Annotated in this window: 18 protein-coding genes and 1 pseudogene; 11 read left to right on the top strand and 8 right to left on the bottom strand. The window is 66.5% G+C overall.

What is annotated here, in order from left to right:
• Positions 1-78: 78 nt before the first annotated feature.
• From BGI51_RS06085 to BGI51_RS06120, 8 genes and pseudogenes are all read left to right on the top strand, one after another.
• Positions 79-3,254: pseudogene (locus BGI51_RS06085) on the top strand (efflux RND transporter permease subunit).
• Positions 3,251-4,684 (top strand): efflux transporter outer membrane subunit, encoded by a 1,434-nt coding sequence (locus BGI51_RS06090; protein ID WP_187980590.1) that lies wholly within the window; start codon positions 3,251-3,253, stop codon positions 4,682-4,684. The pseudogene BGI51_RS06085 and the gene BGI51_RS06090 overlap by 4 nt, the downstream one beginning before the upstream one ends.
• 432 nt (positions 4,685-5,116) lie before the next feature.
• Positions 5,117-7,924 carry a monovalent cation/H+ antiporter subunit A gene (locus BGI51_RS06095; protein WP_187980591.1) on the top strand — a complete coding sequence of 936 codons (2,808 nt, stop codon included), beginning with the start codon at positions 5,117-5,119 and terminating at the stop codon, positions 7,922-7,924.
• 1 nt (position 7,925) lies between these two features.
• The gene (locus BGI51_RS06100) at positions 7,926-8,255 is read left to right on the top strand and encodes a Na+/H+ antiporter subunit C (protein ID WP_017642337.1); all 330 of its coding nucleotides are present in this window, start codon (positions 7,926-7,928) and stop codon (positions 8,253-8,255) included.
• The gene (locus BGI51_RS06105; protein WP_187980592.1) at positions 8,252-9,751 is read left to right on the top strand and encodes a monovalent cation/H+ antiporter subunit D; all 1,500 of its coding nucleotides are present in this window, start codon (positions 8,252-8,254) and stop codon (positions 9,749-9,751) included. Before BGI51_RS06100 ends, BGI51_RS06105 begins: the two co-directional genes overlap by 4 nt.
• A complete protein-coding gene (locus tag BGI51_RS06110) occupies positions 9,748-10,251 on the top strand; it encodes a Na+/H+ antiporter subunit E (RefSeq protein WP_187980593.1) in 504 nt (167 codons plus the stop codon). Before BGI51_RS06105 ends, BGI51_RS06110 begins: the two co-directional genes overlap by 4 nt.
• Positions 10,236-10,505, top strand: a complete 270-nt coding sequence (locus tag BGI51_RS06115; protein ID WP_133860016.1) for a K+/H+ antiporter subunit F — start codon at positions 10,236-10,238, stop codon at positions 10,503-10,505. The genes BGI51_RS06110 and BGI51_RS06115 overlap by 16 nt, the downstream gene beginning before the upstream one ends.
• Positions 10,506-10,676: 171 nt before the next feature.
• Positions 10,677-11,006 carry a Na+/H+ antiporter subunit G gene (locus tag BGI51_RS06120; RefSeq protein WP_133860017.1) on the top strand — a complete coding sequence of 110 codons (330 nt, stop codon included), beginning with the start codon at positions 10,677-10,679 and terminating at the stop codon, positions 11,004-11,006.
• Positions 11,007-11,057: 51 nt separating this feature from the next.
• Here the strand turns inward: BGI51_RS06120 and BGI51_RS06125 are convergent, their stop codons facing one another.
• The gene (locus tag BGI51_RS06125; RefSeq protein ID WP_187980594.1) at positions 11,058-12,635 is read right to left on the bottom strand and encodes an ABC transporter substrate-binding protein; all 1,578 of its coding nucleotides are present in this window, start codon (positions 12,633-12,635) and stop codon (positions 11,058-11,060) included.
• A 391-nt stretch (positions 12,636-13,026) separates the two neighbouring features.
• Between BGI51_RS06125 and rpmB the strand changes: the two genes are divergently transcribed.
• The gene (gene rpmB, locus BGI51_RS06130; RefSeq protein ID WP_007159903.1) at positions 13,027-13,263 is read left to right on the top strand and encodes a 50S ribosomal protein L28; all 237 of its coding nucleotides are present in this window, start codon (positions 13,027-13,029) and stop codon (positions 13,261-13,263) included.
• Positions 13,264-13,274: 11 nt separating this feature from the next.
• A complete protein-coding gene (rpmG, locus tag BGI51_RS06135; RefSeq protein WP_007159904.1) occupies positions 13,275-13,430 on the top strand; it encodes a 50S ribosomal protein L33 in 156 nt (51 codons plus the stop codon).
• Between the two features lie 94 nt (positions 13,431-13,524).
• Here rpmG and BGI51_RS06140 read toward each other — a convergent pair whose 3' ends face one another.
• From BGI51_RS06140 to BGI51_RS06150, 3 genes are all read right to left on the bottom strand, one after another.
• Positions 13,525-14,919 carry an aminoacyl-tRNA deacylase and HDOD domain-containing protein gene (locus BGI51_RS06140; RefSeq protein WP_187980595.1) on the bottom strand — a complete coding sequence of 465 codons (1,395 nt, stop codon included), beginning with the start codon at positions 14,917-14,919 and terminating at the stop codon, positions 13,525-13,527.
• A 75-nt stretch (positions 14,920-14,994) separates the two neighbouring features.
• On the bottom strand, positions 14,995-17,070 hold the full coding sequence (gene recG, locus BGI51_RS06145; protein ID WP_187980596.1) for an ATP-dependent DNA helicase RecG: 2,076 nt from the start codon (positions 17,068-17,070) through the stop codon (positions 14,995-14,997).
• Positions 17,067-17,999 (bottom strand): hydrogen peroxide-inducible genes activator, encoded by a 933-nt coding sequence (locus tag BGI51_RS06150; protein ID WP_133860021.1) that lies wholly within the window; start codon positions 17,997-17,999, stop codon positions 17,067-17,069. Before BGI51_RS06150 ends, recG begins: the two co-directional genes overlap by 4 nt.
• Before the next feature lie 151 nt (positions 18,000-18,150).
• Here BGI51_RS06150 and BGI51_RS06155 point away from each other — a divergent pair, with 151 nt between their 5' ends.
• Positions 18,151-18,996: an NAD-dependent epimerase/dehydratase family protein gene (locus tag BGI51_RS06155; protein ID WP_187980597.1), complete on the top strand. Its 846-nt coding sequence runs from the start codon at positions 18,151-18,153 to the stop codon at positions 18,994-18,996.
• Between the two features lie 213 nt (positions 18,997-19,209).
• On the opposite strand, the gene gltP is transcribed toward BGI51_RS06155, so the two are convergent.
• From gltP to fdhA, 4 genes are all read right to left on the bottom strand, one after another.
• On the bottom strand, positions 19,210-20,559 hold the full coding sequence (gene gltP, locus BGI51_RS06160; RefSeq protein ID WP_187980598.1) for a glutamate/aspartate:proton symporter GltP: 1,350 nt from the start codon (positions 20,557-20,559) through the stop codon (positions 19,210-19,212).
• A gap of 311 nt (positions 20,560-20,870) precedes the next feature.
• Positions 20,871-21,701 carry an aldo/keto reductase gene (locus BGI51_RS06165; protein ID WP_133860024.1) on the bottom strand — a complete coding sequence of 277 codons (831 nt, stop codon included), beginning with the start codon at positions 21,699-21,701 and terminating at the stop codon, positions 20,871-20,873.
• Positions 21,702-21,768: 67 nt separating this feature from the next.
• The gene (locus tag BGI51_RS06170; RefSeq protein ID WP_187980599.1) at positions 21,769-22,131 is read right to left on the bottom strand and encodes a hypothetical protein; all 363 of its coding nucleotides are present in this window, start codon (positions 22,129-22,131) and stop codon (positions 21,769-21,771) included.
• A 144-nt stretch (positions 22,132-22,275) separates the two neighbouring features.
• Entirely contained in the window at positions 22,276-23,475 is a 1,200-nt protein-coding gene (gene fdhA / locus BGI51_RS06175; RefSeq protein ID WP_133860026.1) for a formaldehyde dehydrogenase, glutathione-independent, read from the bottom strand.
• Positions 23,476-23,638: the final 163 nt, after the last annotated feature.

Here is a 23,638-nt window from a genome sequence, read left to right on the forward strand (position 1 = left end):
TGGCGTCCGTGCCTGTAGGAGCGGCCCATGGCCGGGATGGCTGCGCCTCTGCACGCCTTTCGCTCAAGGACTGCTCCGATGAACTTCTCCCAGTTCTTCATCCGCCGGCCGATCTTCGCCGCCGTGCTCTCGCTGATCATCCTGATCGGCGGGGCCATCTCGCTGTTCCAGCTGCCGATCAGCGAATACCCCGAGGTGGTCCCGCCCACCGTGGTGGTGCGCGCCACCTTTCCCGGCGCCAACCCCAAGGTGATCGGCGAGACCGTCGCCGCGCCCCTGGAGCAGGCCATGAACGGCGTGGAGCACATGCTCTACCTGTCGTCCCAGTCCACCGCCGACGGCAAGCTGACCCTGACCATCACCTTCGCCCTGGGCACCAACCTGGATACCGCCCAGGTGCAGGTGCAGAATCGCGTCACCCGCACCCTGCCCAAGCTGCCGGAAGAGGTGCAGCGCCTCGGCGTGACCGCCGACAAGGCCTCGCCGGACCTGGCGATGGTCGTGCACCTGACCTCGCCGGATCAGCGCTACGACATGCTCTATCTGTCCAACTACGCCCTGATCAACGTCAAGGACGAACTGGCGCGACTGGACGGCGTGGGCGATGTCCAGCTGTTCGGCATGGGCGACTATTCCCTGCGCGTCTGGCTCGATCCGGACAAGGTCGCCTCGCGCGGCCTGACCGCCAGCGACGTGGTCACCGCCATCCGCGAGCAGAATCGCCAGGTCGCCGCCGGTGCCCTCGGCGCGCCGCCGGCCCCGGCAGCACCAGCTTCCAGCTGGCCATCAACACCCAGGGCCGCCTGGTGGATGAGGAGGAATTCGCCAACATCATCGTGCGCGCCGGCAGCGACGGCCAGATCACCCGGCTGCGCGACATCGCCCGCATCGAACTGGGCTCCAACCAGTACGCCCTGAGATCCCTGCTGAACAACCAGCCGGCGGTGGCCATCCCGATCTTCCAGCGCCCCGGCAGCAATGCCATCGACCTGTCCAACCAGGTGCGCGCCAAGATGGCCGAGCTCAAGCAGGGCTTCCCCCAGGGCATGGACTACGAGATCGTCTACGACCCGACCATCTTCGTGCGCGGCTCCATCGAGGCCGTGGTGCACACCCTGTTCGAAGCCATCATCCTGGTGGTGCTGGTGGTGATCCTGTTCCTGCAGACCTGGCGCGCCTCGATCATTCCGCTGGCGGCGGTGCCGGTGTCACTGATCGGCACCTTCGCGGTGATGCACGCCTTCGGCTTCTCGCTCAATGCGCTGTCGCTGTTCGGCCTGGTGCTGGCCATCGGCATCGTGGTGGACGACGCCATCGTGGTGGTGGAAAACGTCGAACGGAACATCGGCCTCGGCCTCGATCCGGTGGCCGCCACCCGGCGCGCCATGGGCGAGGTGACCGGGCCCATCATCGCCACCGCCCTGGTGCTCTGCGCGGTGTTCGTGCCGACCGCCTTCATCTCCGGTCTCACCGGGCAGTTCTATCGCCAGTTCGCCCTGACCATCGCCATCTCCACGGTGATCTCGGCCTTCAACTCCCTGACCCTGTCGCCGGCCCTGGCCGCGGTGCTGCTCAAGGGCCACGACGCGCCCAAGGACCGCTTCTCGCGCCTGCTCGACCGGCTGTTCGGTGGCTGGCTGTTCGCCCCCTTCAACCGCTTCTTCGAAAAAGCCAGCCACGGCTACGTCGGCGCCGTGCGCCGGGTGCTGCGCGGTGGCTCCATCGTGCTGGTGCTCTATGTGGTGCTGCTGGGCCTGACCGGCCTGGGGCTGGTGAAGACGCCGACCGGCTTCGTGCCGCCCCAGGACAAGCAGTACCTGGTGGCCTTCGCCCAGCTGCCCGACGCCGCCACCCTGGATCGCAGCGAAGAGGTCATCCGCCGCATGTCGGCCATCGCCCTCAAGCATCCGGGCGTGGAAAGCACCGTGGCCTTCCCGGGCCTGTCCATCAACGGCTTCACCAACAGCCCCAACAGCGGCATCGTCTTCGTGACCCTCAAGCCCTTCGAGGAGCGCCGTGATCCCTCGCTGTCGGCTGGCGCCATCGCCGCCCAGCTGAACGGCGAATTCGCCGCCATCCAGGAATCCATCATCGCCATCTTCCCGCCGCCACCGGTGCAGGGGCTGGGCAGCATCGGCGGCTTCCGCCTGCAGGTGGAGGACCGCGGCAACCTGGGCTACGAAGAGCTCTACGCCCAGACCCAGAGCGTGCTGGCCAAGGCGCGGCAGCTGCCGGAGCTGGCGCCGGAGTCGCTGTTCACCAGCTACCAGGTCAACGTGCCGCAGATCGATGCCCACATCGATCGCGAGAAGGCCAAGACCCACGGCGTGCCCATCGACGCCATCTTCGACACCCTGCAGGCCTATCTGGGCTCGGTCTACGCCAATGACTTCAACCGCTTCGGCCGTACCTTCCAGGTCAACGTCCAGGCCGACCAGCGCTTCCGCCTGGAGCCCGAGCAGATCGGCCAGCTCAAGGTGCGCAACGACCGCGGCGAGATGGTGCCCCTGTCCACCTTCGTCAAGATCAGCGACACCGCCGGCCCCGATCGGGTGATGCACTACAACGGCTTCCTGACCGCCGAGATCAACGGCGCGCCGGCCCCGGGCTACAGCTCCGGCCAGGCCCAGGCGGCCATCGAGGGGCTGCTCAAGCAGGAGCTGCCCAACGGCATGACCTTCGAGTGGACCGAGCTGACCTACCAGCAGATCCTCTCCGGCAATACCGCCCTGCTGGTGTTCCCGCTCTGCGTGCTGCTGGCCTTCCTGGTGCTGGCCGCCCAGTACGAGAGCTGGAGTCTGCCGCTGGCGGTGATCCTGATCGTGCCCATGACCCTGCTCTCGGCCATCACCGGGGTGATCCTGGCCGGCAGCGACAACAACATCTTCACCCAGATCGGCCTGATCGTATTGGTGGGCCTGGCGTGCAAGAACGCAATCCTCATCGTCGAGTTCGCCAAGGACCAGCAGGCCACCGGCAAGGACCGCGTCGCCGCGGTGCTGGAGGCCTGCCGCCTGCGCCTGAGACCCATCCTGATGACCAGCTTCGCCTTCATCATGGGCGTGGTGCCCCTGGTGACCTCGACCGGTGCCGGCGCCGAGATGCGCCATGCCATGGGCGTCGCGGTGTTCTCCGGGATGCTCGGGGTGACCTTCTTCGGCCTGCTGCTCACGCCGCTGTTCTATGTGCTGGTACGCGCCTTCGTGGAGCGTCGCCAGGCCCGCTCCGCCGTTGCCCAGGAGGCCCAGGCATGAAGGCTTTCGCTCCCCTGCTGCTGGCGCTGGCGGTCTCCGCCTGCGCCGTCGGTCCGCACTACCAGGCGCCCGAGCAGGCGCCCGCGCAACTCAAGGCCAGCCAGCAGCCCGCGGTCTATGACCAGGGTCGCTTCGAGACGCTCTGGTGGCGCCAGTTCGAGGACCCGACCCTCAACGCCCTGGTCGCCAGCAGCCTGGACGGCAACCGCGAATTGCGCGCGGCCTTCGGCCGGCTGCGTGCCGCCCGCGCCCTGCGCGACGACGACGCCAACGATCTCTATCCCACGGTCACCAGTCGCGCCAGCAGCCAGCTCGGCAAGGCCCAGCAGCCCGGCTTCACCGAACAGCGGGTCAACAGCGACCGCTATGACCTGGGCCTGGACATGGCCTGGGAGCTGGACCTGTTCGGTCGCGTCCGCCATACCCTGGAAGCCAGCGATGCCCGCGCCGAAGCCGCGGCCTCCGACCTCGCCGGCCTGCAGGTCAGCCTGATCGCCGAACTGGTGGACGCCTATGGCGACCTGCGCGGCGCCCAACTGCGCGAACGCATCGCCCGTGACAACCTGGGCAATCAGCGCGAGGCGCGCCGCCTGACCGTGACCCTGAGGGACGAAGGCATGGGCAGCGACCTGGACGTGCAGCGCAGCGAGGCACGCCTGGCCGCCACCGAAGCCAGCCTGCCGGAATTCCAGGCCCAGGCCACCCGCGCGCGCAATCGCATCGCCACCCTGCTCGGCCAGCGTCCCGATGCGCTGAGCGTGGATCTCGCGCCCAAGGCCCTGCCGGCCATCGTCAAGCGCCTGCCCATCGGCGATCCCGGCGAGCTGCTGCGCCGCCGGCCGGACGTGGCGGCCGCCGAACGCCGGCTGGCCGCCGCCACCGCCGACGTTGGCGTGGCCACCGCCGACCTCTTCCCGCAGGTCAGTCTCTCGGGCTTTCTCGGCTTTACCGCCGGACGCGGCTCGCAGATCGGCAGCAGTGCCGCCCGCGCCTGGGGCCTTGGCCCGAGCATCAGCTGGGCGGCCTTCGACCTGGGCAGCGTCCGCGCCCGCTTGCGCGGCGCCCGCGCCGGCTCCGACGAGGCCCTGGCCAACTACGAGCAGCAGGTGCTGACCGCCCTGGAAGAGAGTGCCAACGCCTTCAGCGACTATGGCCGTCGCCAGGAGCGCCTGCAGGCGCTGATCCGCCAGTCGGTGGCCAGCCGCGCCGCCGCCGACCAGGCCGAGATCCGCTACCGCGAGGGGGGTACCGACTTCCTGGTGCTGCTCGACGCCCAGCGCGAACGCCTGGCCGCCGAAGACCAGCAGGCCCAGGGCGAAATCGAGCTCTATCGCGGCATCGTCGCCCTCTACAAGGCCCTGGGTGGCGGCTGGGACGTGCAACCCACCCGTCTCGCCCAGGGCAACGCTTCCCCCGCGCCGGCGCGCTAACCGCCGGCGCTTACCCCCGACACGCGTGTTCTCTTGCTCCTTTGGCGTGTCGGGTTTTTTCTTCCGCTACCCGGTGCGGTGCCTTGGGCACCGCACCGGGTAGCCCTCCTCCGCACAGATCTGAGCAAAAGCCCGTCCCAGAGGTCTCAGTGAGACCCGAACAGCGCCCGTCGGACGTTTGCGTCCTGTGCTGGACGCTGCCTGGCTGTTTCCTAATATTTTGTAAGGGAGACGGGGCTAGGATTTTGTGGTCTCTCTTTTATTATCACCTTAGGTTATTAAACCTTCTGTTCTTGTACGAAACTCGAACATCGATTTCTGCGCCTTTCGCCATTCAGGCGATCGCCGCGTGGAGGGATCGAATGCCGCTCGAGGTCTGAGGGAGCCCCATCTACCAACCGCCGTGAGGCGGCTCAGCTAAAGGATGCAGGCATGGTATTGGCGCTGATCATCGCGTTGCCCTTCCTGGGAACACTGCTGTCGCTGGCGACCGATCGCTTCGGCCGGCGCGCCTGCGCCCTGGGCACCGCCGTGGCCCCCGCCCTGGCCCTGGCCCTGCTGGCCACGCAGCTGCCCGCGGTCCTGGACGGCGCCGTGCTGCTGCACCGGGTCGACTGGTTACCGGCGCTGGGGTTGAATCTCAGCCTGCGCCTGGACGGCCTGGGGCTGATGTTCGCGCTGATGATCCTGGTCATCGGCCTGCTGGTGATCCTCTATGCCACCTATTACCTGAGCAAGGATGAAAAGGTCGGGCGCTTCTTCGCCTACCTGCTCTTGTTCATGGGCGCCATGCTGGGCGTGGTGCTGGCGGAGAATCTGCTGCTGCTGATGGTGTTCTGGGAGCTGACCAGCCTGTCGTCCTTCCTCTTGATCGGCTTCTGGAGCCACAGCAAGGAAGCCCGCCAGGGCGCGCGCATGGCGCTGACCGTCACCGGCGGCGGCGGCCTGGCCCTGCTCGCCGGCATCCTCCTGCTCGGCCATATCGTCGGCAGCTTCGAGCTCACCGACGTCCTCGCCGCCGGCCCGCTGATCACCGGCCATGCCCTCTATCCGCTGGCGCTGATCCTGGTGCTGCTCGGTGTCTTCACCAAGTCCGCACAATTCCCCTTCCACTTCTGGCTGCCCCAGGCCATGGCCGCGCCGACGCCGGTCTCGGCCTACCTGCACTCGGCGACCATGGTCAAGGCCGGAGTCTTCCTGCTGGCGCGGCTCTATCCGGCACTGGCCGATTCGGAATGGTGGTTCTACATCGTCACCCTCACCGGCCTCACCACCCTGGTGGTGGGCGCCATCCTGGCGCTGTTCCAGCACGACCTTAAAGGCCTGCTGGCCTACTCCACCATCAGCCACCTGGGCCTGATCACCCTGCTGTTCGGCCTCGACACCCAGCTGTCCACCGTGGCGGCGGTGTTCCACATCCTCAACCACGCCACCTTCAAGGCCTCGCTGTTCATGGCCGCCGGCATCATCGACCACGAGACCGGCAGCCGCGACATGCGCCGCCTGGCCGGACTCTGGCGCTACATGCCGCACACCGCGGTGCTGGCCATGGTCGCCGCCGCGGCCATGGGCGGGGTGCCGCTGCTCAACGGCTTCCTGAGCAAGGAGATGTTCTTCAACGAGACCCTCAACCACGGCCTGTTCGGCAGCTTCAGCTGGATCGTGCCGGCGGTGGCGGTGCTCTACGGGGTCTTCTCGGTGGCCTATTCGCTGCGCTTCATCCACGACGTCTTCTTCAACGGCGAACCGCGCGACCTGCCTCACTATCCGCCCCACGAACCGCCGCGCTACATGAAGATCCCGGTGGAGATCCTGGTGCTGCTCTGCCTGCTGGTGGGCGTGGTGCCGGGCTACACCGTGGCGCCGCTGCTGGCCGCCGGGGCCAGCGCCGCCCTCGGCGGCAGTCTGCCCGACTACAGCCTGTCCATCTGGCACGGCTTCAACACCGCCCTGGTGATGAGCCTCGTCGCCATGGTCGGCGGCGTGCTGGTCTATGCCTTCCGCCAGCCGCTGTTCCGCTGGCAGCAGGGCCTGCCCGACATCGATGCCCTCCAGGTCTTCGAGAAGAGCATGAGTCGGCTGACTGGCTTCGCCCAACGCCTGACCCTCGGCCTGGAAAGCGGCTCGCTGCAGGGCTATATCGCGCTGATGCTGGCTGCCACCCTGGTGCTGCTGGTGGCGGCGCTGTCCGGCCTGGACAGCCTTCACGGCCCGGTGGCCCTGTCGCCCTTCGATCCGCTCACCGCCCTGGGCCTGGGCATCCTGATGCTGACCGCGGTGCTGACGGTGTTCTTCCACCGCAATAGACTCAAGGCGCTGATGACCCTGAGCACCGTGGGGCTGATCGTCTCGCTGCTGTTCGCCCGCTATTCGGCGCCCGACCTGGCGCTGACGCAGTTGTCGGTGGAGGTGGTGACCATCATCCTGCTGGTGCTGGCGCTGTTCTTCATGCCCGATCGCACCCCCATCGAATCCAGCAGCCTGCGCGGCCTGCGCGACGTCCTGCTGGCCGGCGGCCTGGGGCTGCTGGTGGCGCTGCTGGCCTATGCCGTGCTCACCCGGCCCTATACCGGCATTGGCGACTTCTTCCTGGCCAACTCGGTGTCCGGTGGCGGTGGCTACAACGTGGTCAACGTCATCCTGGTGGACTTCCGCGGCTTCGACACCCTCGGCGAGATCACCGTGCTGGCCATCGCCGCGGCGGGCGTCTATGGCCTGCTCAAGCACCTGCACCTGCCGCATCCGCTGGTCGACCCCAAGGGCACGCCCTGGTCGCGCGACAGCCATCCGATGATCCTCAACAACGTGGCCCGGGTGCTGCTGCCGCTGGCGCTGCTGGTATCGGCCTTCATCTTCGTGCGTGGCCACAACCTGCCGGGTGGCGGCTTCATCGCCGGCCTGATCACCGCCATCGCTCTGATCCTGCAGTACGTGGCCCATGGCGTGACCTGGACCCAGCGCCGCCTGCCGATCAGCTACCACGCCCTCTGCGGCCTCGGGGTCCTGATCGCCGCCCTCACCGGGTTGGGCTCGCTGGCGTTCGGCCGGCCCTTCCTGACCACCGCCTTCGACTACTTCGCCATCCCCCTGATCGGCAAGACCGAACTGGCCACCGCGCTGATCTTCGATCTCGGGGTCTACCTCGCCGTCGTCGGCGCCACCCTCCTGATCCTCTCCAACCTGGGCCACGTCAGCCGGGACGAGAAGGACACGGACGGCTCCAGCCAGGAGGTGCTCTAGCATGGAGATCCTGTTCTGCACGGCCCTCGGGGTGCTCACCGCCAGCGGCGTGTACCTGCTGCTCCGGGCGCGCCTCTATCCGGTGGTGCTCGGCCTCACCCTGCTCTCCTACGCGGTCAACCTCTTCCTGTTCGCCATGGGCCGCCTGCGCACCGGCGTGCCGGCGGTGATCGGCAAGGCCGCCGAGCAGGCCGATCCGGTGCCCCAGGCGCTGGTGCTCACCGCCATCGTCATCGGCTTCGCCATGACCGCCTTCGTGGTCGCCCTGTCGCTGCGTGCCCTGGGCGAATTGCGCACCGACCACGTGGATGGCGAGGAGCCGCGCCGATGAAGCACCTGATCATCCTGCCGATCCTCGTGCCGCTGTTCATGGGCGCCCTCCTGCTCATGCGCCCGCGGCTGTCCGCCCGTACCGCGCGCCGGCTATCGCTGCTCGCCACCGCGACCCTGCTGCCACTGGCGCTGCTGCTCCTGCAGCGGGCCGGCAGCGGCCAACTGGAGGTCTATGCCCTCGGCGACTGGCCGGCGCCCTTCGGCATCGTCCTGCTGCTGGATCGCCTGGCCGCGCTGATGCTGTCTACCGTCGCCGTACTGGCCGCGGGCGCGGCGCTCTACGCCTGCCGCGGCGACGACGCGCGCGGTCCGGATTTCCACGCGCTGTTCCAGTTCCAGTTGCTGGGTATCAACGGCGCCTTCCTCACCGGCGACCTGTTCAATCTCTTCGTCTTCTTCGAGATCCTGCTGATCGCCTCCTATGCCCTGCTGGTGCACGGCGCCGGCCCCGCGCGGGTACGCGCCGGCCTGCACTACGTGGTGCTCAACCTGGCGGGCTCGGCGCTGTTCCTGATCGGCATCGGCCTGCTCTACGGCCTGCTCGGTACCCTGAACCTGGCCGACCTCGGCCTGAGGGTCGCCAGCGCCGACCCCGAGCGCGCGCCCCTGTTGGCCGCCGCGGGCTTCCTGCTGCTGGTGGTATTCGGCCTCAAGGGCGCCATCCTGCCGCTGTACTTCTGGCTGCCCAGCGCCTATTCGGCGGCCAGTGCGCCGGTCGCCGCCCTGTTCGCCATCATGACCAAGGTCGGGCTCTACGCCATCGTCCGCGTCTTCCTGCTGGTGTTCGGCGCGGCCGCCGGGCCCCTGGCCCACTACGTGCTGCCCTGGCTCTGGCCACTGGCGGCGGTCACCCTGGCCGCCGGCGTATTCGGTGCCCTGGCCGCCCACCATCTCAAGGCCCTGCTCGGCTACCTGGTGGTCATCTCGGTGGGTATGCTGCTGACCGGCGTGGCCCTGGGCAGCGTCTCCGGCTTGGCCGCCACGCTGTTCTATCTGGTCCACAGCACCTGGATCGCCGGCGCCCTGTTCCTGCTGGCGGATCTCATCGCCCAGCAGCGTGGCGGGCAAGGCGACCTGCTCAAGAGCGGTCCGCCGCTACGTCATCCACGGTTGCTCGGCGGCCTGTTCTTTCTCGGGGCGATCTCCGTTGCCGGCCTGCCGCCCTTCCCCGGCTTTCTCGGCAAGGTGATGCTCTTGCAGGCCACCGGTACCGCCTGGCCGGCACTGATCATCTGGCCGGTGGTGCTGCTCGGCGGGCTGGGCATGCTCATCGCCCTGTCTCGTGCCGGGACCACGCTGTTCTGGCGCGGCAAGGGCGCGACCCTGGACGTGCGCCTCGATCCCGTCCAGCTCGCCGCCACCCTCGGCCTGCTGCTGGGCAGCCCGCTGCTGATGGCGCTGGCGGCGCCGCTGCATGGCTATGTCCTGGAGACCGCCCGGCAACTGCTGGACGTCGCACCCTACTTTGACATCGTCCAGGGGGTTGGCCCATGAAGCGCTGGCGCCTGCTGCCACACCCGCTGCTTACCGTCCTGCTGACCCTAACCTGGCTGCTGCTCAACAACAGCCTGAGTCTCGGCCAGCTGCTGCTGGGCCTGCTGCTCGGCTGGGGCATCCCGTTGCTCTGCCAGGACTTCCTGCTGCACGCCCCTCGCTTGCGCCGTCCCCTGCTCCTGCTGCGCTACATGCTGATGGTGCTGTACGACATCATCGTCGCCAATCTGCACGTCGCGCGGCTGGTGCTGGGCCGGACCGAGGCGCTCAAGCCGGCGTTCATCGAGGTCCCCATCGACATCGAGGACGAATTCCTGCTCACCCTGCTCGCCTGCGTGGTGTCCCTCACCCCCGGCACCGTTTCGTCCGGCCTCAGCGGCGATCGCAAGACCCTGCTGCTGCACGGTCTCGATGTCGCGGACAAGGACGAGGTGATCCGCCAGGTCAAGACGCGCTATGAAGCCCCGCTCAAGGAGATCTTCGAATGCTCACCTACGTGACCCTGCTGTGTATGGGGATGATGGGCGTGGCCGCCGTCCTCAACGTCTATCGCCTGGTGAAGGGACCGGACATCCCGGATCGGGTGCTGGCGCTGGATACGCTCTATATCAATGTCCTGGCGATCATCATCCTGTTCGGCATCTGGCTGGCCACCGACGTCTTCTTCGAAGCGGCGCTGCTCATCGCCGTGACCGGCTTCGTCGGCACCGTGGCGCTGGGCAAGCACATGCTGCATGGCGAAATCATCGACTGAGAACCTATCCCTGATCAGCTGCGCGTCGGCCAAGCGGCGTTGAAAAGACTTTCGGAATGCTCATTTACCATTCGTAAACTCGGGCGCGAGTCCGATCCGCTTCCTCAAGTCTTTTCGCCTTGCTTGGCTCTAGCTCGCAAGATCATGAACAGCTTCTAGAGAGGAAAATCCATGCCCTTCTGGCTCGAACTCCTGATCTGCGCCCTGCTGCTCATCGGCAGCAGCTTCGCCCTTATCGGCGCCATCGGCCTGTACCGGCTGCCGGACTTCTTCATGCGCCTGCACGGTCCGACCAAGGCCACCACCCTGGGCGTGGGCAGCACCATCGTCGCCTCGATGCTGTTCTTCAGCGTCCAGGGCGAGGGCCTCAGCCTGCACGAACTGCTGATCGCCCTGTTCATCTTCATCACCGCGCCGGTCAGCGCCCACATGCTGGCGCGCGCCGCCATCCAGCAGAAGGTCAGGCAGGTCGAGCGTACCGACGGCCGGCCCTGGCGCTAGGACTGGCTACGGCCCGCTCATCGCGCCCGGGCGGTCGGGCTACAGGCGGTCCTAGCGACCGCCGCTGACCTTGCTGAAGTCCTGGCGGCCGAAGGGATTGGGCTGATAGCCCTCGACGCCTTTATTGGCCAGCACCGTCACCGTCGGGTGCGCCAGCGGCAGCCACAGCGCCTGGTCGTGGATGATGCGCTGCGCCTGGTGATACACCGTGGCGCGTGCCATCTGGTCGGACAGGGTCTTGCCCTTGCTGATGGCGCCATCCAGGGTCTTGTCGCAATAGCGGGCGAAATTCAGCCCCGACTGCACCGAGGCGCAGGAGAATTGCGGCGTCAAGTAGTTGTCCGGATCACCGTTGTCGCCGGCCCAGCCCATGAACAGCAGGTCGTGCTCGCCGGTCTTGGCGCGGCGGATCAGTTCGCCCCACTCGATCACCTGGATCTGCGCATCGACGCCGATCTTCTTCAGGTCGGCCTGCAGCATCTGGGCACCCAGTTGCGGATTGGGATTGAGCAGGCTGCCGCTGGGGCGCGTCCAGATGGTGGTCTTGAAGCCGTCCTTGAGGCCCGCCTGGGCCAGCAGCGTCTTGGCCTTGGCCGGGTCATAGGGGTAGGCCGGCACGTCCTTGGCATAGCCCCAGGTGGTGGGCGGATAGACGTTGTCGGCGGCCACCGCGGTGTCCTGGAACACCGCCTTCAGATAGCTCTGCTTGTCGAACGCCAGGTTGATGGCCTGGCGCACCTTGATGTTGTCCAGCGGCGGATGGCTGGTGTTGATGCCGACGAAGGCGGTCATGAAGGCCGGCGTCTGCAGCACCTGCAGGCTCTTGTCCTCCTGGGCGCTCTGCAGATCCTGGGGCTTGGGCGACAGGGCGATCTGGCACTCGCCGCGCTTGAGTCGCTGCAGGCGCACCGCCGAATCCGGGGTGATGGCATAGATCAGCCCATCCAGCTTGGGCTTGCCGGCAAAGTAGTCCGGATTGGCGGCGTAGCGCACCGCGGCATCCTTCTGGTAGCGCTTGAAGACGAAGGGACCGGTGCCTATGGGTTCGTCATTGAGCTGGGCGGTCTTGCCGGCCTTGAGCAACTGCTCGGCGTATTCGGCGGAATAGATGGAGGCGAAGCCCATGCTCAGGGTCGACAAAAAGGTGGCGTCCGGGCTGTTGAGCACGATGCGCACGCCGAGGTCACTGGTCTTTTCCACGCTCTTGATCAGCTTGGGCCACTGCATCGACTGGGCATGGGGATAGCCGCTCTTGGCCACCGCGTGCCAGGGGTGATCCTTTTCCAGCATGCGCTGGAAGCTGAACACCACGTCGTCGGCGGTCAGGGTACGGCTGGGAGTGAAGTAGTCGGTGTGGTGAAACTTCACGTCCGGCCGCAGGGCGAAATCATAGGTCAGGCCGTCGCTCGATACCGTCCAGCTCTGCGCCAGGCTCGGCACCAGCTTGGCTTCGCTGGCGTCGTATTCCACCAGGCGATTCATCAGCACGTCGGCCGAGGCATTGGTGGTGGTCAGGGAGTTGTACTGCACCACGTCGAATCCATCCGGACTGGCTTCGGTACAGACGCTGAGCGTGGCGGCCTGCGCCAGCAGGGGCGCGAAGAGCAGAGGCAAGGCGGCGAGACGCATAGAACGATTCCTTGTGGATCCGAAGTGGGCAAACGGCGCCCGGGTGGCTGGCAACGGCTGACGGGCGCCGCGGGCGGTCGTCTGACGGACGTGGATTGAAAATGGCAGTCGCTCTAAACTAGACCACCCGTCCGTCCGTCACAATGCTTCTGACCGACGAACGGTTGGCATTCCGGCCGGGCTCGCATAGCGCCCGGTGTGCGGGCATTTCATCCGTCGCCCTACCTTGTTATGCCAGAGTACTTCTGGTATAAAACAGCGCTCTTTTTTCGGGGTATGGCCGCTTCAGGTCCCCGGCATTTGCCGGCTCTCCCCGTCAAAACAGGAATCAATACAGTTACAAGCGGCCAACCCATGCCGGGTTTGGCATGAGGTTTATGAGGGCTGAGCCATGTCGAGAGTTTGCCAAGTAACCGGTAAGGGTCCGATTACTGGGAACAACGTTTCCCACGCTAACAACAAAACCCGTCGTCGTTTCCTGCCGAATCTGCAGCACCACCGTTTCTGGGTAGAATCCGAGAAGCGCTTCGTGCGTCTGCGCGTTTCTGCCAAGGGCATGCGTATCATCGACAAGCGCGGTATCGAAACCGTACTGTCCGAGCTGCGTAGCCGCGGCGAAAAATTCTAAGGGGATTCGTCATGCGTGAATTGATCCGTTTGATTTCCAGTGCCGGTACCGGCCACTTCTACACCACTGACAAGAACAAGCGCACCAAGCCCGAAAAGATCGAAATCAAGAAATTCGATCCGGTCGTGCGCAAGCATGTCATGTACAAGGAAGGCAAGATCAAGTAATTGATCGCCCCTTGAACAGGAAACCCGCCTCGGCGGGTTTTTTGTTGTCTGGCGTCTGGCCCGGCGGCGGGCACCGCCGGGCCAGATCAGCGGCTTACTTGAACTGGCCGGTCAGCTCGCGCAGGGCGGCTTCGGCGCCAAGGATCTTCTGCATGCATTCCCGCGCCTTGGTCGGATCGATGCTCAGGCGCGCATAGAGGTCGTCGGGAATCGGCTGGGCCGGGCCGTTGCCGATGCCCTCGGCACGCAGCAGCTGCACGGCGAGGAAGATCAGGTTGGGATAGACCGCCTGCTCGCCTTGGTAGCCCGGATCGCCCTGGAAGCGCAGCGCCGTCACCACCTCTTCGGGCATCTCCCAGCAGCGCATCAGGGCCGCGCCGATCTGCTCGCGGGTGATGCCCAGCAGGTGGTGCTCGACCACCTGGTGATCGAGCTGGCGGTTGGCCTCCAGATGGCGGCAGATCAGCGAGAAGTGCGGCGGAAAGACGTGGGCCAGCACCAGATAGCCGAAGTTGTGCAGCAGGCCGCCGAGATAGGCCAGGCCCATCTCCGGTCGCTCCGCACGCGGCATGGCGCGCGCCAGGCCCTCGATCAGGGCGGCGGTGTAGATGGCCTGCTTCCAGTAGGGCGTCTCGTTCTGCGCCTGGTCGCTGGGCAGGCTCAGGGTCTTGCCCAGGGCCAGGCCCAGGGCCAGGTTGATCACCAGGTCGAAGCCCAGCACCCGCACGATGGCATCTTCCACCGAGCGGATCTTGCCAGGCGCGGCATAGTAGGGCGAGGCGGCCCAGCTGATCACCTGGGCCGCCAGCGCCGGATCTGTCTCCACCACATTGGCCAGGTCGTCCACCGTGGCGTCGGGGTCGACCCGCAGCTTGATGACCTTTTCCGCGGTCTTGGACAGCGGCGGGATTTCCAGCGTCTCTTCCAGGCGCTGCCGGATGCGTCGCGCGGTGAAGGCGGTGGCGGCATGGAGAATTTCCGCCTCGTCGCGCTCCGGTTGCCGCAGATTGGGCTGGATACCGGCCGCCGGGATGCCGAAGCTGCCGGCGGTGGCCTGATTCAGCAGGCGCCTATAGTCAGATGTTTCAACTTCCAGTAGCAGCGAGCGCTCACCGGATTCCAGCAGCAGCCGGGGCGCATCCAGCAGGCGCTCGTCATACAGGCAGGGGGAATTGGTCAGCGACGGCAGCCCTGGCAGGACATCCAGTTCGTAGCGCTCGAGGGTGCGCATCAGCCGCTCCGGCGCCACCACCGCCAGCTGCCGCCCGGTGAATTCCACCAGCCGGCGCAGATCCAGCAACTGATCCTCGGGCAGCAGCACCAGCAGCATGCCGACGCTGTCGCTCAGGAGCACCGTATGCACCCGATTCGCCTGCGGCTGGCGCGTCGTCGCCGGGGTGGGTCGGTAGGCAAGGTTCAACTGGGCAAGCAACTGCTGGATCGAAGGGGGGACTTCAGGGAGGGGCGAAGCGAGCGCTACATCGGTCATGGCATTTTCTTCCTCACGTACACCCTGGAGTATAACCATTCGGCTCCGCAGGTAGCGTCGTCTGTATAAGCTTTGTCAAACCTGGCCGTATTGCTGCCCGTGGCGCAACCAGCGCTCCAGCAGCGGACCGGCATGACTCGGCCAGCGCGCCAGCAATTCCTGGGCGGCATCCCGGACCGCCGGCAGCCAGTGGGCGTCGCGCATCAGGTCGGCCACCTTGAACTGCAGCAGACCGGTCTGGCGGGTCCCCAGCATCTCGCCCGGGCCGCGCAATTCCAGGTCCTTCTCGGCGATGATGAAGCCGTCGTTGGTCTCGCGCATGATAGCCAGCCGCTCGCGACCGATCTGCGACAGCGGCGGATGGAACAGCAGCACGCAATAGCTCACGGCGCTGCCCCGTCCGACGCGCCCGCGCAACTGGTGCAGCTGGGCCAGACCCAGGCGTTCGGGATTCTCGATGATCATCAGACTGGCATTGGGTACATCCACCCCGACCTCGATCACCGTGGTGGCCACCAGCAGTTGCAGATTGCCGGCCTTGAACTCGGCCATTACCGCGGCCTTTTCCGCCGGCTTCATGCGCCCGTGGATCAGCCCGACGTGCAATTCGGCCAGGGCCAGCTGCAATTCTTCGTAGGTGGTCTCGGCCGCCTGGCAGGTGAGTTCCTCGGATTCCTCGATCAGGGTGCAGACCCAGTAGGCCTGGCGCCCTTCGTGACAGGCGGCGCGGACCCGCTCCACCACCTCCTCGCGACGGCTGTCGGTGACGCTCACGGTATTGACCGGCGTCCGTCCCGGCGGCAGCTCGTCGAGCACCGAGGTGTCCAGGTCGGCATAGGCGCTCATGGCCAGGGTGCGCGGGATGGGGGTGGCGGTCATGATCAGCTGGTGCGGTGCCAGGCGGCCGTCGACGCCCTTCTGGCGCAGGGCCAGGCGCTGCTGCACGCCGAAGCGGTGCTGTTCATCGATCACCACCAGCGCCAGGCGGGCGAAGCGTACCTCGTCCTGGAACAGCGCATGGGTGCCCACCACCATGGGCGCCCCGGCGGCGATGCGCTCCAGGGAACTAGCGCGGGCCTTGCCCTTGAGCTTGCCAGCCAGCCAGGCCACCTCGATGTCCAGAGCGGCGAACCAGCGCTGGAAGTTGAGGAAATGCTGCTCGGCGAGGATTTCGGTGGGCGCCATCAGCGCCACCTGGTAGCCGGCCTCGATGGCCTGCAGGGCGGCCAGGGCAGCGACTACCGTCTTGCCCGCGCCCACGTCGCCCTGCACCAGCCGCAACATGGGCTCGGGCTGGGCCAGGTCATGGGCGATCTCGCGGCCGACGCGCTGCTGGGCACCGGTGGGGGTGAAGCCGAGGTTGTCCAGATACAGCTGCGGCAGCCGGCGAGCGGCCGGCAGGGGCACCGCACGCTGGGCGCGCAGGGTTTCGCGCAGGCGCTGCAGGGACAACTGGTGGGTCAGCAATTCTTCGAAGACCAACCGTTCCTGGGCCCAGTGGCGACCCTCGGCCAACTCTTCCAGGTCCGCATCCGGCGGCGGTCGGTGCAGATAGCGCAGGGCATCGGCCAGCGGCCCCAGACGGTAGTGCCCGGCCATCTCCGGCGGCAGCCAGTCGGGCAGGGATTCGGGCCCGAGCCGCTCCAGTGTCTGGGCGCTGAGCTGGCGCAGGCGCAGCTGGGTGAGGCCTTCGGTGGTCGGGTAGATGGGCGTCAGCGTCTGCTCGACCGGCGCCGGGGCGTTCTCGTCCTGGGCGCGGTATTCGGGATGGTAGATCTCCAGGCCCGAGGCGCCGGGGCGCACCTCGCCATAGCAGCGCAGCAGGGTGCCGCGCTTGAGGCCGTCCTTTTGCGCCTGGCTGAAGTGGAAGAATCTCAGCGACAGGGTGCCGCTACCGTCCTGCAGGCGCACCAGCAGGCTGCGCCGACGCCCCATGAGCACCTCGGCGGAGGCGACCATGCCCTCCACCACCGCGTCCTGGCCGGGCCGCAGGGCGCCGATGGGCACGATGCGGGTGCGGTCCTGGTAGCGCAGCGGCAGGTGGAAGAGCACGTCCTGCAGGGTTTCCAGGCCGACCCGCGCGAGTTTCTCCTGCAGGGCGGCGCCGACCCCCTTGAGGGCGGTGACCGGCGTCGCGGCCAGTTCACTCATGCCGGCTGCACGACGCCCTTGGCTTCAGGCCGTGCCACCGAGCACAGGCGGACCGAGTCGGCCAGGACCTCGATGGCCTTGGGCCGCGGAAAGCTGGCGCGCCAGGCGATGGCCACGGTGCGGTAGGGCACCGGCCGCTCGAAGGGCCGTACCTCGATGATCCCGGGGGCATAGTGGTGACTCTCCACCGCCGAGAACGGCAGCACCGAGACGCCCAGGCCCGAGGCCACCATGTGGCGGATGGTTTCCAGCGAAGACGACTCCACCGTGGAATTCTTGTTTTCCTCGTGCTTGCGCACGGTCGGACAGGCTTCCAGGACCTGGTCGCGGAAGCAGTGGCCTTCGCCCAGCAGCAGCAGGCTCTTGTCGCTCAGCTGGTTCTGCGGAATGGTCTTGAGCTTGGTCCAGGGGTGCCGCGCCGGCATCATCACGTAGAAGGGCTCGTCGTACAGCGGCAGGGTCAGGACGTCCGGCTCGTTGAACGGCAGGGCGAGAATGACGGCATCCAGCTCACCGGTGCGCAGCTTGTCGCGCAGCAGGTGGGTGAAGTTTTCCTCGATGTACAGCGGCATCTCCGGCGCCACGCGGTTGAGCTGCGGGATGAGGTGCGGAAAGAGATAGGGCCCGATGGTATAGATGGCGCCGATCTTCAGCGGCGCGGTGAGCTGGTTCTTGCCGGCCTGGGCCAGTTCGCGGATGCCCTGGGCCTGCTCCAGCACCTTCTGCGCCTGGGCGACGATGCCCTCGCCGGTGGGGGTGAGGCGCACGGCACTCTTGCTGCGCTCGAAGATCAGAATGCCCAGCTCGTCCTCGAGCTTCTTGACGCCCACCGACAGCGTCGGCTGGCTGACGTGGCAACGCTCGGCAGCTCGGCCAAAGTGCTGTTCCTGGGCGAGCGTGACGATATAGCGCAGTTCAGTCAGGGTCATAGTCAAATTCCATGGGGTGCCGGCCAATCTTAGCGGCTGTCTCTATCAACGGCCAAGCGCGACGGGCAGCTGCCTGTTCTCCCGGGTTGGACCACAGCCGGGCGCAGGCTACCCTGGCCGTCTGTCCAGGCCTTTGCAGAAGGAAACACCGATGAGCACCATCCTGATCGCCGGTTGCGGCGATGTCGGCAGCCGTCTTGGTCTGCAACTGGTCGCCCAGGGCCATCGCGTCTTCGGCCTCAGACGCAACGTCGCCGCCCTCCCCGCCCAGTTGCTGCCGGTCGCGGGCGATCTGGCCGTCCCCACGCCACCGGCCGCCTGGCCGCGGGAGCCCCTTGACCAGGTGGTCTATGCCACCGCCGCGACCCACCATGACGAAGCCGGCTATCGCGCCGCCTATGTCGATGGCCTGCGCCACCTGCTGGGTTGGCTGGCCGCCTGCGACCAGCATCCGCAACGCCTGCTGTTCGTCTCCAGCAGCGGCGTCTATGCCCAGGGCGATGGCGCCTGGGTCGACGAGACCGCCCCCGCCGAACCCGAGCGCTTTTCCGGGCGCATCCTGCGCGAGGCGGAGGATTTGGCGCTGGGCAGCGGCCTGCCCGCCAGCGTGGTCCGCCTGACCGGTATCTACGGACCGGGCCGCGAGGCGCTGCTGCGCCAGGTGCGCGAGGGCTCCCGGGTGACCCGCGAACCGCCGTTGTATGGCAATCGCATCCATGTCGAGGACGCCGCCGGCCTGCTGGCGCTGCTGCTGCAGCGGGATCGCGAAGGGATCGCCCTGGAAGCGCTCTATCTGGGCGTGGACGACGATCCGGCGCCGCTGGACGAGGTGGTGGACTGGCTGCGGGCGCGCCTGGGCATCACCTTCTGGTCCGACGAAGCCCAGCTGCGCCGCGCCGGCAGCAAGAGGTGCAGCAACGCCCGCGCCCGGGCGCTGGGCTGGACGCCCCGCTACCCCAGCTATCGCGAAGGCTACGCGGCCATTCTCGACCGCTGAAACGACGGAGCCCGGCGATGTGTGGTGCTTGAGAAGTTGACTGCACGATTTTTGGCGGCGCTTTTTCGGCCTGGTCGGCGTTGCCACTCCTTGCCATAGCTCTGCTATGACTCGTCGCGGCGCCTGGCCCAGACCAAAAAATCACTCACCAATTCTTGCGCGAACTTCTCAAACACCACACCGGCCGGGCTCTGGATTCAACTCACGATCCACTCAATCACGCAGGGCTTCACCGCGGGTGGCCTGAAGACGCTCCTCGACCTTGGCGGTGCTCTTCAGGTGCGGCAGGGCTGCCCAGTAGGCGGCGCCCTTCTCGGCGTCGTAGAGGCCCTCCCACTTGGCGATGACCAGCGCGGCCAAGGCGTTGCCGATCACGTTCAGGGCGGTGCGCGCCATGTCCATGATGCGATCCACACCGGCGATGAATGCCAGGCCTTCCAGCGGAATGCCGACGCTGCCCAGGGTGGCCAGGAGCACCACGAAGGAGACGCCCGGTACGCCGGCGATGCCCTTGGAGGTGACCATCAGGGTCAGCACCAGCAGCAGTTGCTGGCTCAGCGACAGGTCGATGCCATAGAGCTGGGCGATGAACAGCGCCGCGATGCTCTGGTAGAGGGTGGAGCCGTCCAGGTTGAAGGAATAGCCGGTGGGCACCACGAAGCTGGTGATGGCCTTGGGCGCGCCATAGGCCTCCATCTTCTCGATGATGCGCGGCAGCACGGTTTCCGAACTGGCGGTGGAATAGGCCAGGATCAGCTCGTCCTTGAGGATGCGGATGATGCGGAAGATCGAGAAGCCGAACAGCTTGGCCACCAGACCCAGCACGCCGAGGGCGAAGAAGCCGATGGCGACATAGACCAGCACCACCAGCTTGGCCAGCGGCAGCAGGGAGGCGAAGCCGAAGTTGGCCACGGTCACCGCGATCAGCGCGAAGACGCCGATGGGGGCGTAGTTCATGATCATGTGGGTGACCTTGAACATGGCCTCGGAAATGCCCTGGAAGACGCGCACCACCGGCTCGCGGGTGGCTTCCGGCAGGGCGCCCAGGCCCAGGCCGAACATCACCGCGAAGAAGATGATCGGCAGCATCTCGCCACGGGCGACGGCGGCGAAGACGTTGGACGGGATCAGGTTGAGGATGGTCGCGATGAAGGCGTGGTCATGCTGCACTTCCGCGGTGGTCTTCTGGTACTGAGAGATGTCGGTGGTGCCCAGGGTGCTCATGTCGATGCCGGCACCGGGTTGCACGCTGTCGGCGAAGAACAGGCCGACGACGATGGCCAGGGTGGTGACGATCTCGAAGTAGAGGATGGTCTTGAGGCCGATGCGACCGAGCTTCTTGGAGTCGCCGACGCCGGCGATGCCGACCACCAGGGTGGCGATGACGATGGGCACCACGATCATCTTGATCAGCCGGATGAAGATGTCGCCGGCCGGCTTGAGGACGTTCGAGATCCACCAGGCCTTCTCGGCGCTGAAGTGATTGAGCAGTGCGCCGACGGCGATCCCCAGCACGAGGCCGATAAGGATCTGCCACGCGAGGCTGAGCTTGGGCTTGGTCATGTACCGACACCTTTGTTCTATTTGGATGGAGTTCGGGACGAACGTCACCGTGCCGGGTCGTGATGCGCAAAGCGCATGCAACGCCAACGTGGAGGGTGCGTTCAGGCTGCGGAAACGGTGCTCGAAAAGGACGAGGAGCACCAAGGCGTCACACTTTTGCCAGAGGGTAACGGGGTATGTCTAATGCCGCTGTCGCCTGCCCTATGCCGTTCCGGCATGAGGGGTCCCGAAAGGGCCGCGCAGCATACAGGCACTGGCGCCTTGCACGCCAGGCATACAGAGGCGCCGCTCATCGCGGCGCCCCATGCACGTCAGCCGTTGAAGGTGGCGGGATCGGGACCGAGGCGCTTGTCCTGATTCAGCCCGGCGATCTGCCGCAGGTCCTCGTCGTCCAGGGTGAAGTCGAAGATCTGCATGTTCTCTTCGATGCGCTTGGGCGTCTTGGATTTGGGGAAGATGATATTGCCGAGCTGGATATGCCAGCGCAGCACCACCTGGGCCGGTGTCTTGCCGTGCTTGGCGGCCAGTTGCTGCAGCACCGGGCTGCCGAGCAGCTCGCCACCCTGGGCCAGCGGACTCCAGGCCTCGGTGGCGATGCCCTTGTAGGTGTTGAAGTCGCGCAACTCCTGCTGCTGCAGCAGCGGATGGCACTCGATCTGGTTGACCACCGGCACCACGCCGGTCTCGGTCAGCAGCGTCTCGATATCGGCCTGACGGAAGTTGGATACGCCGATGGACTTCACCCGACCCTGGTTGCGCAATTCGATCAGCGCCTTCCAGCTGTCGAGGAACAAGCCCTTTTCCGGCAGTGGCCAGTGGATCAGGTAGAGGTCGACATGCTCCAGGCCCAGCTTGGCCAGGCTGGTGTCGAAGGCGCGCAGGGCGCTGTCGTAGCCCTGGTCGGCATTCCACAGCTTGGTGGTGACGAACAGCTCGTCACGCGGCAGACCGGCCTGGGCGATGGCCTTGCCGACACCCTCTTCATTGCCGTAGATGGCAGCGGTATCTATGTGTCGGTAGCCCAGGTCGAGGGCCGTCTTGACCACCTGGGCGGTCTCTTCGGCCGGGGTCTGCCAGACCCCCAGACCAAATTGCGGAATGTGGTGACCGTCGTTGAGCTGAAGACGGGTGATCGCGGACATGCGTCGCTCCTCTGGAATGAGTGGGATACCAGAGGTGTGACTGGTGGCGGTGGCCTTTTGCTCCCGATCAGTCGAGGCGCATGGCTTCGGGCACGCTGTAACTTTCCACCCAGCCCAGCACCGTACGGCCATCCTGCTGCAGCTCGATGCGCTTCCAGCGCTGGAAGGAGCGGGTCTCGATCACCCGCACCTGGGTATCGCCGTCCAGCCGTACCAGGGTGTTGCGCACGCGTTCACGACTGCGGTCATAGACGAAGGGCCACTTGAGGACATCGACCGGGCCGCGCAACATCCAGCCCTGCCCTTCTTCGGCAAAGCGAAAGGACACACCGCCCTCGGCACGGGCCAGGTTGCTGCCCAGCAGCAGCACGGACGCCACGAGCAGTGAGGGGAGGATACGGCGAAGGGTCGAAAGGACATTCGGGGTCATACTGGCCTCGTCTGTAGCACCAAAAAAAACAGCGCCCGAATCGGACGCTGCGAGGGTAGACCCTTTGGTGTGGCAAACGACTGCAGGCTTTGCCCGAGAATGCCAAATGGCCAGCATTCCCGGACAAAACCCTCGCCGCGATGGTCAGGCCGCGCTGAACAGCTTGTGCGGATCGATAACGAATTTCTTCGGTACGCCCGCATCGAACTCGCTGTAGCCGCGCGGGGCCTCGTCCAGGGTGATCACCTGCACGCCGACGATGTCGGCGATCTTGATGCGATCCCACATGATGGCCTGCATCAGCTGGCGGTTGTACTTCATCACCGGGGTCTGGCCGGTGTGGAAGCTGTGGGACTTGGCCCAGCCCAGACCGAAGCGGATGCTCAGGGCACCCTGCTTGGCGGCGGCGTCGACCGCGCCCGGATCGTCGGTGACGTACAGACCGGGGATGCCGATCTTGCCGGCCACCCGCACGATGCCCATCAGCGAGTTCAGCACCGTGGCCGGAGCCTCGCTCTTGGCGCCTTCGTGACCATGGCCACGGGCTTCGAAGCCGACGGCATCCACGGCGCAATCCACTTCCGGCGTGCCCAGCAGCGCGGCGATCTGCTCGTGCAGCGGAGTATCCAGGGACAGGTCGGCGATCTCGAAGCCCTGGGCCTTGGCGTGAGCCAGGCGCACCGGATTGACGTCGCCGACGATGACGACGGCGGCGCCCAGCAGGCGGGCCGAGGCGGCAGCGGCCAGGCCCACGGGGCCGGCACCGGCCACATAGACGCTGGTGCCCGGGCCGACGCCGGCGGTGACGGCGCCGTGGTAGCCGGTGGGCAGGATGTCGGACAGGCAGGTCAGGTCACGGATCTTTTCCATGGCCGCATCGCGATTCGGCAGCTTGAGCAGGTTGAAGTCGGCATAGGGGACCAGCACGTATTCGGCCTGGCCGCCGACCCAGCCGCCCATGTCGACGTAGCCATAGGCACCGCCGGCGCGCGAGGGATTGACGGTCAGGCAGACGCCGGTGTCCTGCTCCTTGCAGGTACGGCAGCGACCGCAGGCGACGTTGAAGGGCACCGAAACCAGATCGCCGACCTTGAGGGTCTCGACGTCACGGCCCGCTTCGATGACCTCACCGGTGATCTCGTGGCCGAGCACCAGGCCTTCGGGCGCGGTGGTCCGGCCACGCACCATGTGCTGGTCGGAACCACAGATATTGGTGGAGACCACGCGCAGGATGACGCCGTGGTCGATACGCTTGCCCTGCGGGGTTTCCATCTTCGGGTAGGGGATGGTCTGCACCTCGACCTTGCCCGCGCCCAGATAGACGACGCCACGATTACCGGACATGTTGCACCTCGCTGTTGTTGTTGGACTGGCTCTAGCGGTTCGAGCCTAGTCCTCGCGAAGCACGGCGTCTGTGGGGATGGCGTTTTTGGCCATGCCGAGGTCGCCCTGGCGGGTCGGCCTGGCGAACCCGTTCACGCCGCCGGTGCGGGCGGCGCGACCGGTC

The organism is Pseudomonas oryzihabitans (assembly GCF_014522265.1).
Taxonomy (GTDB): domain Bacteria; phylum Pseudomonadota; class Gammaproteobacteria; order Pseudomonadales; family Pseudomonadaceae; genus Chryseomonas; species Chryseomonas aestiva.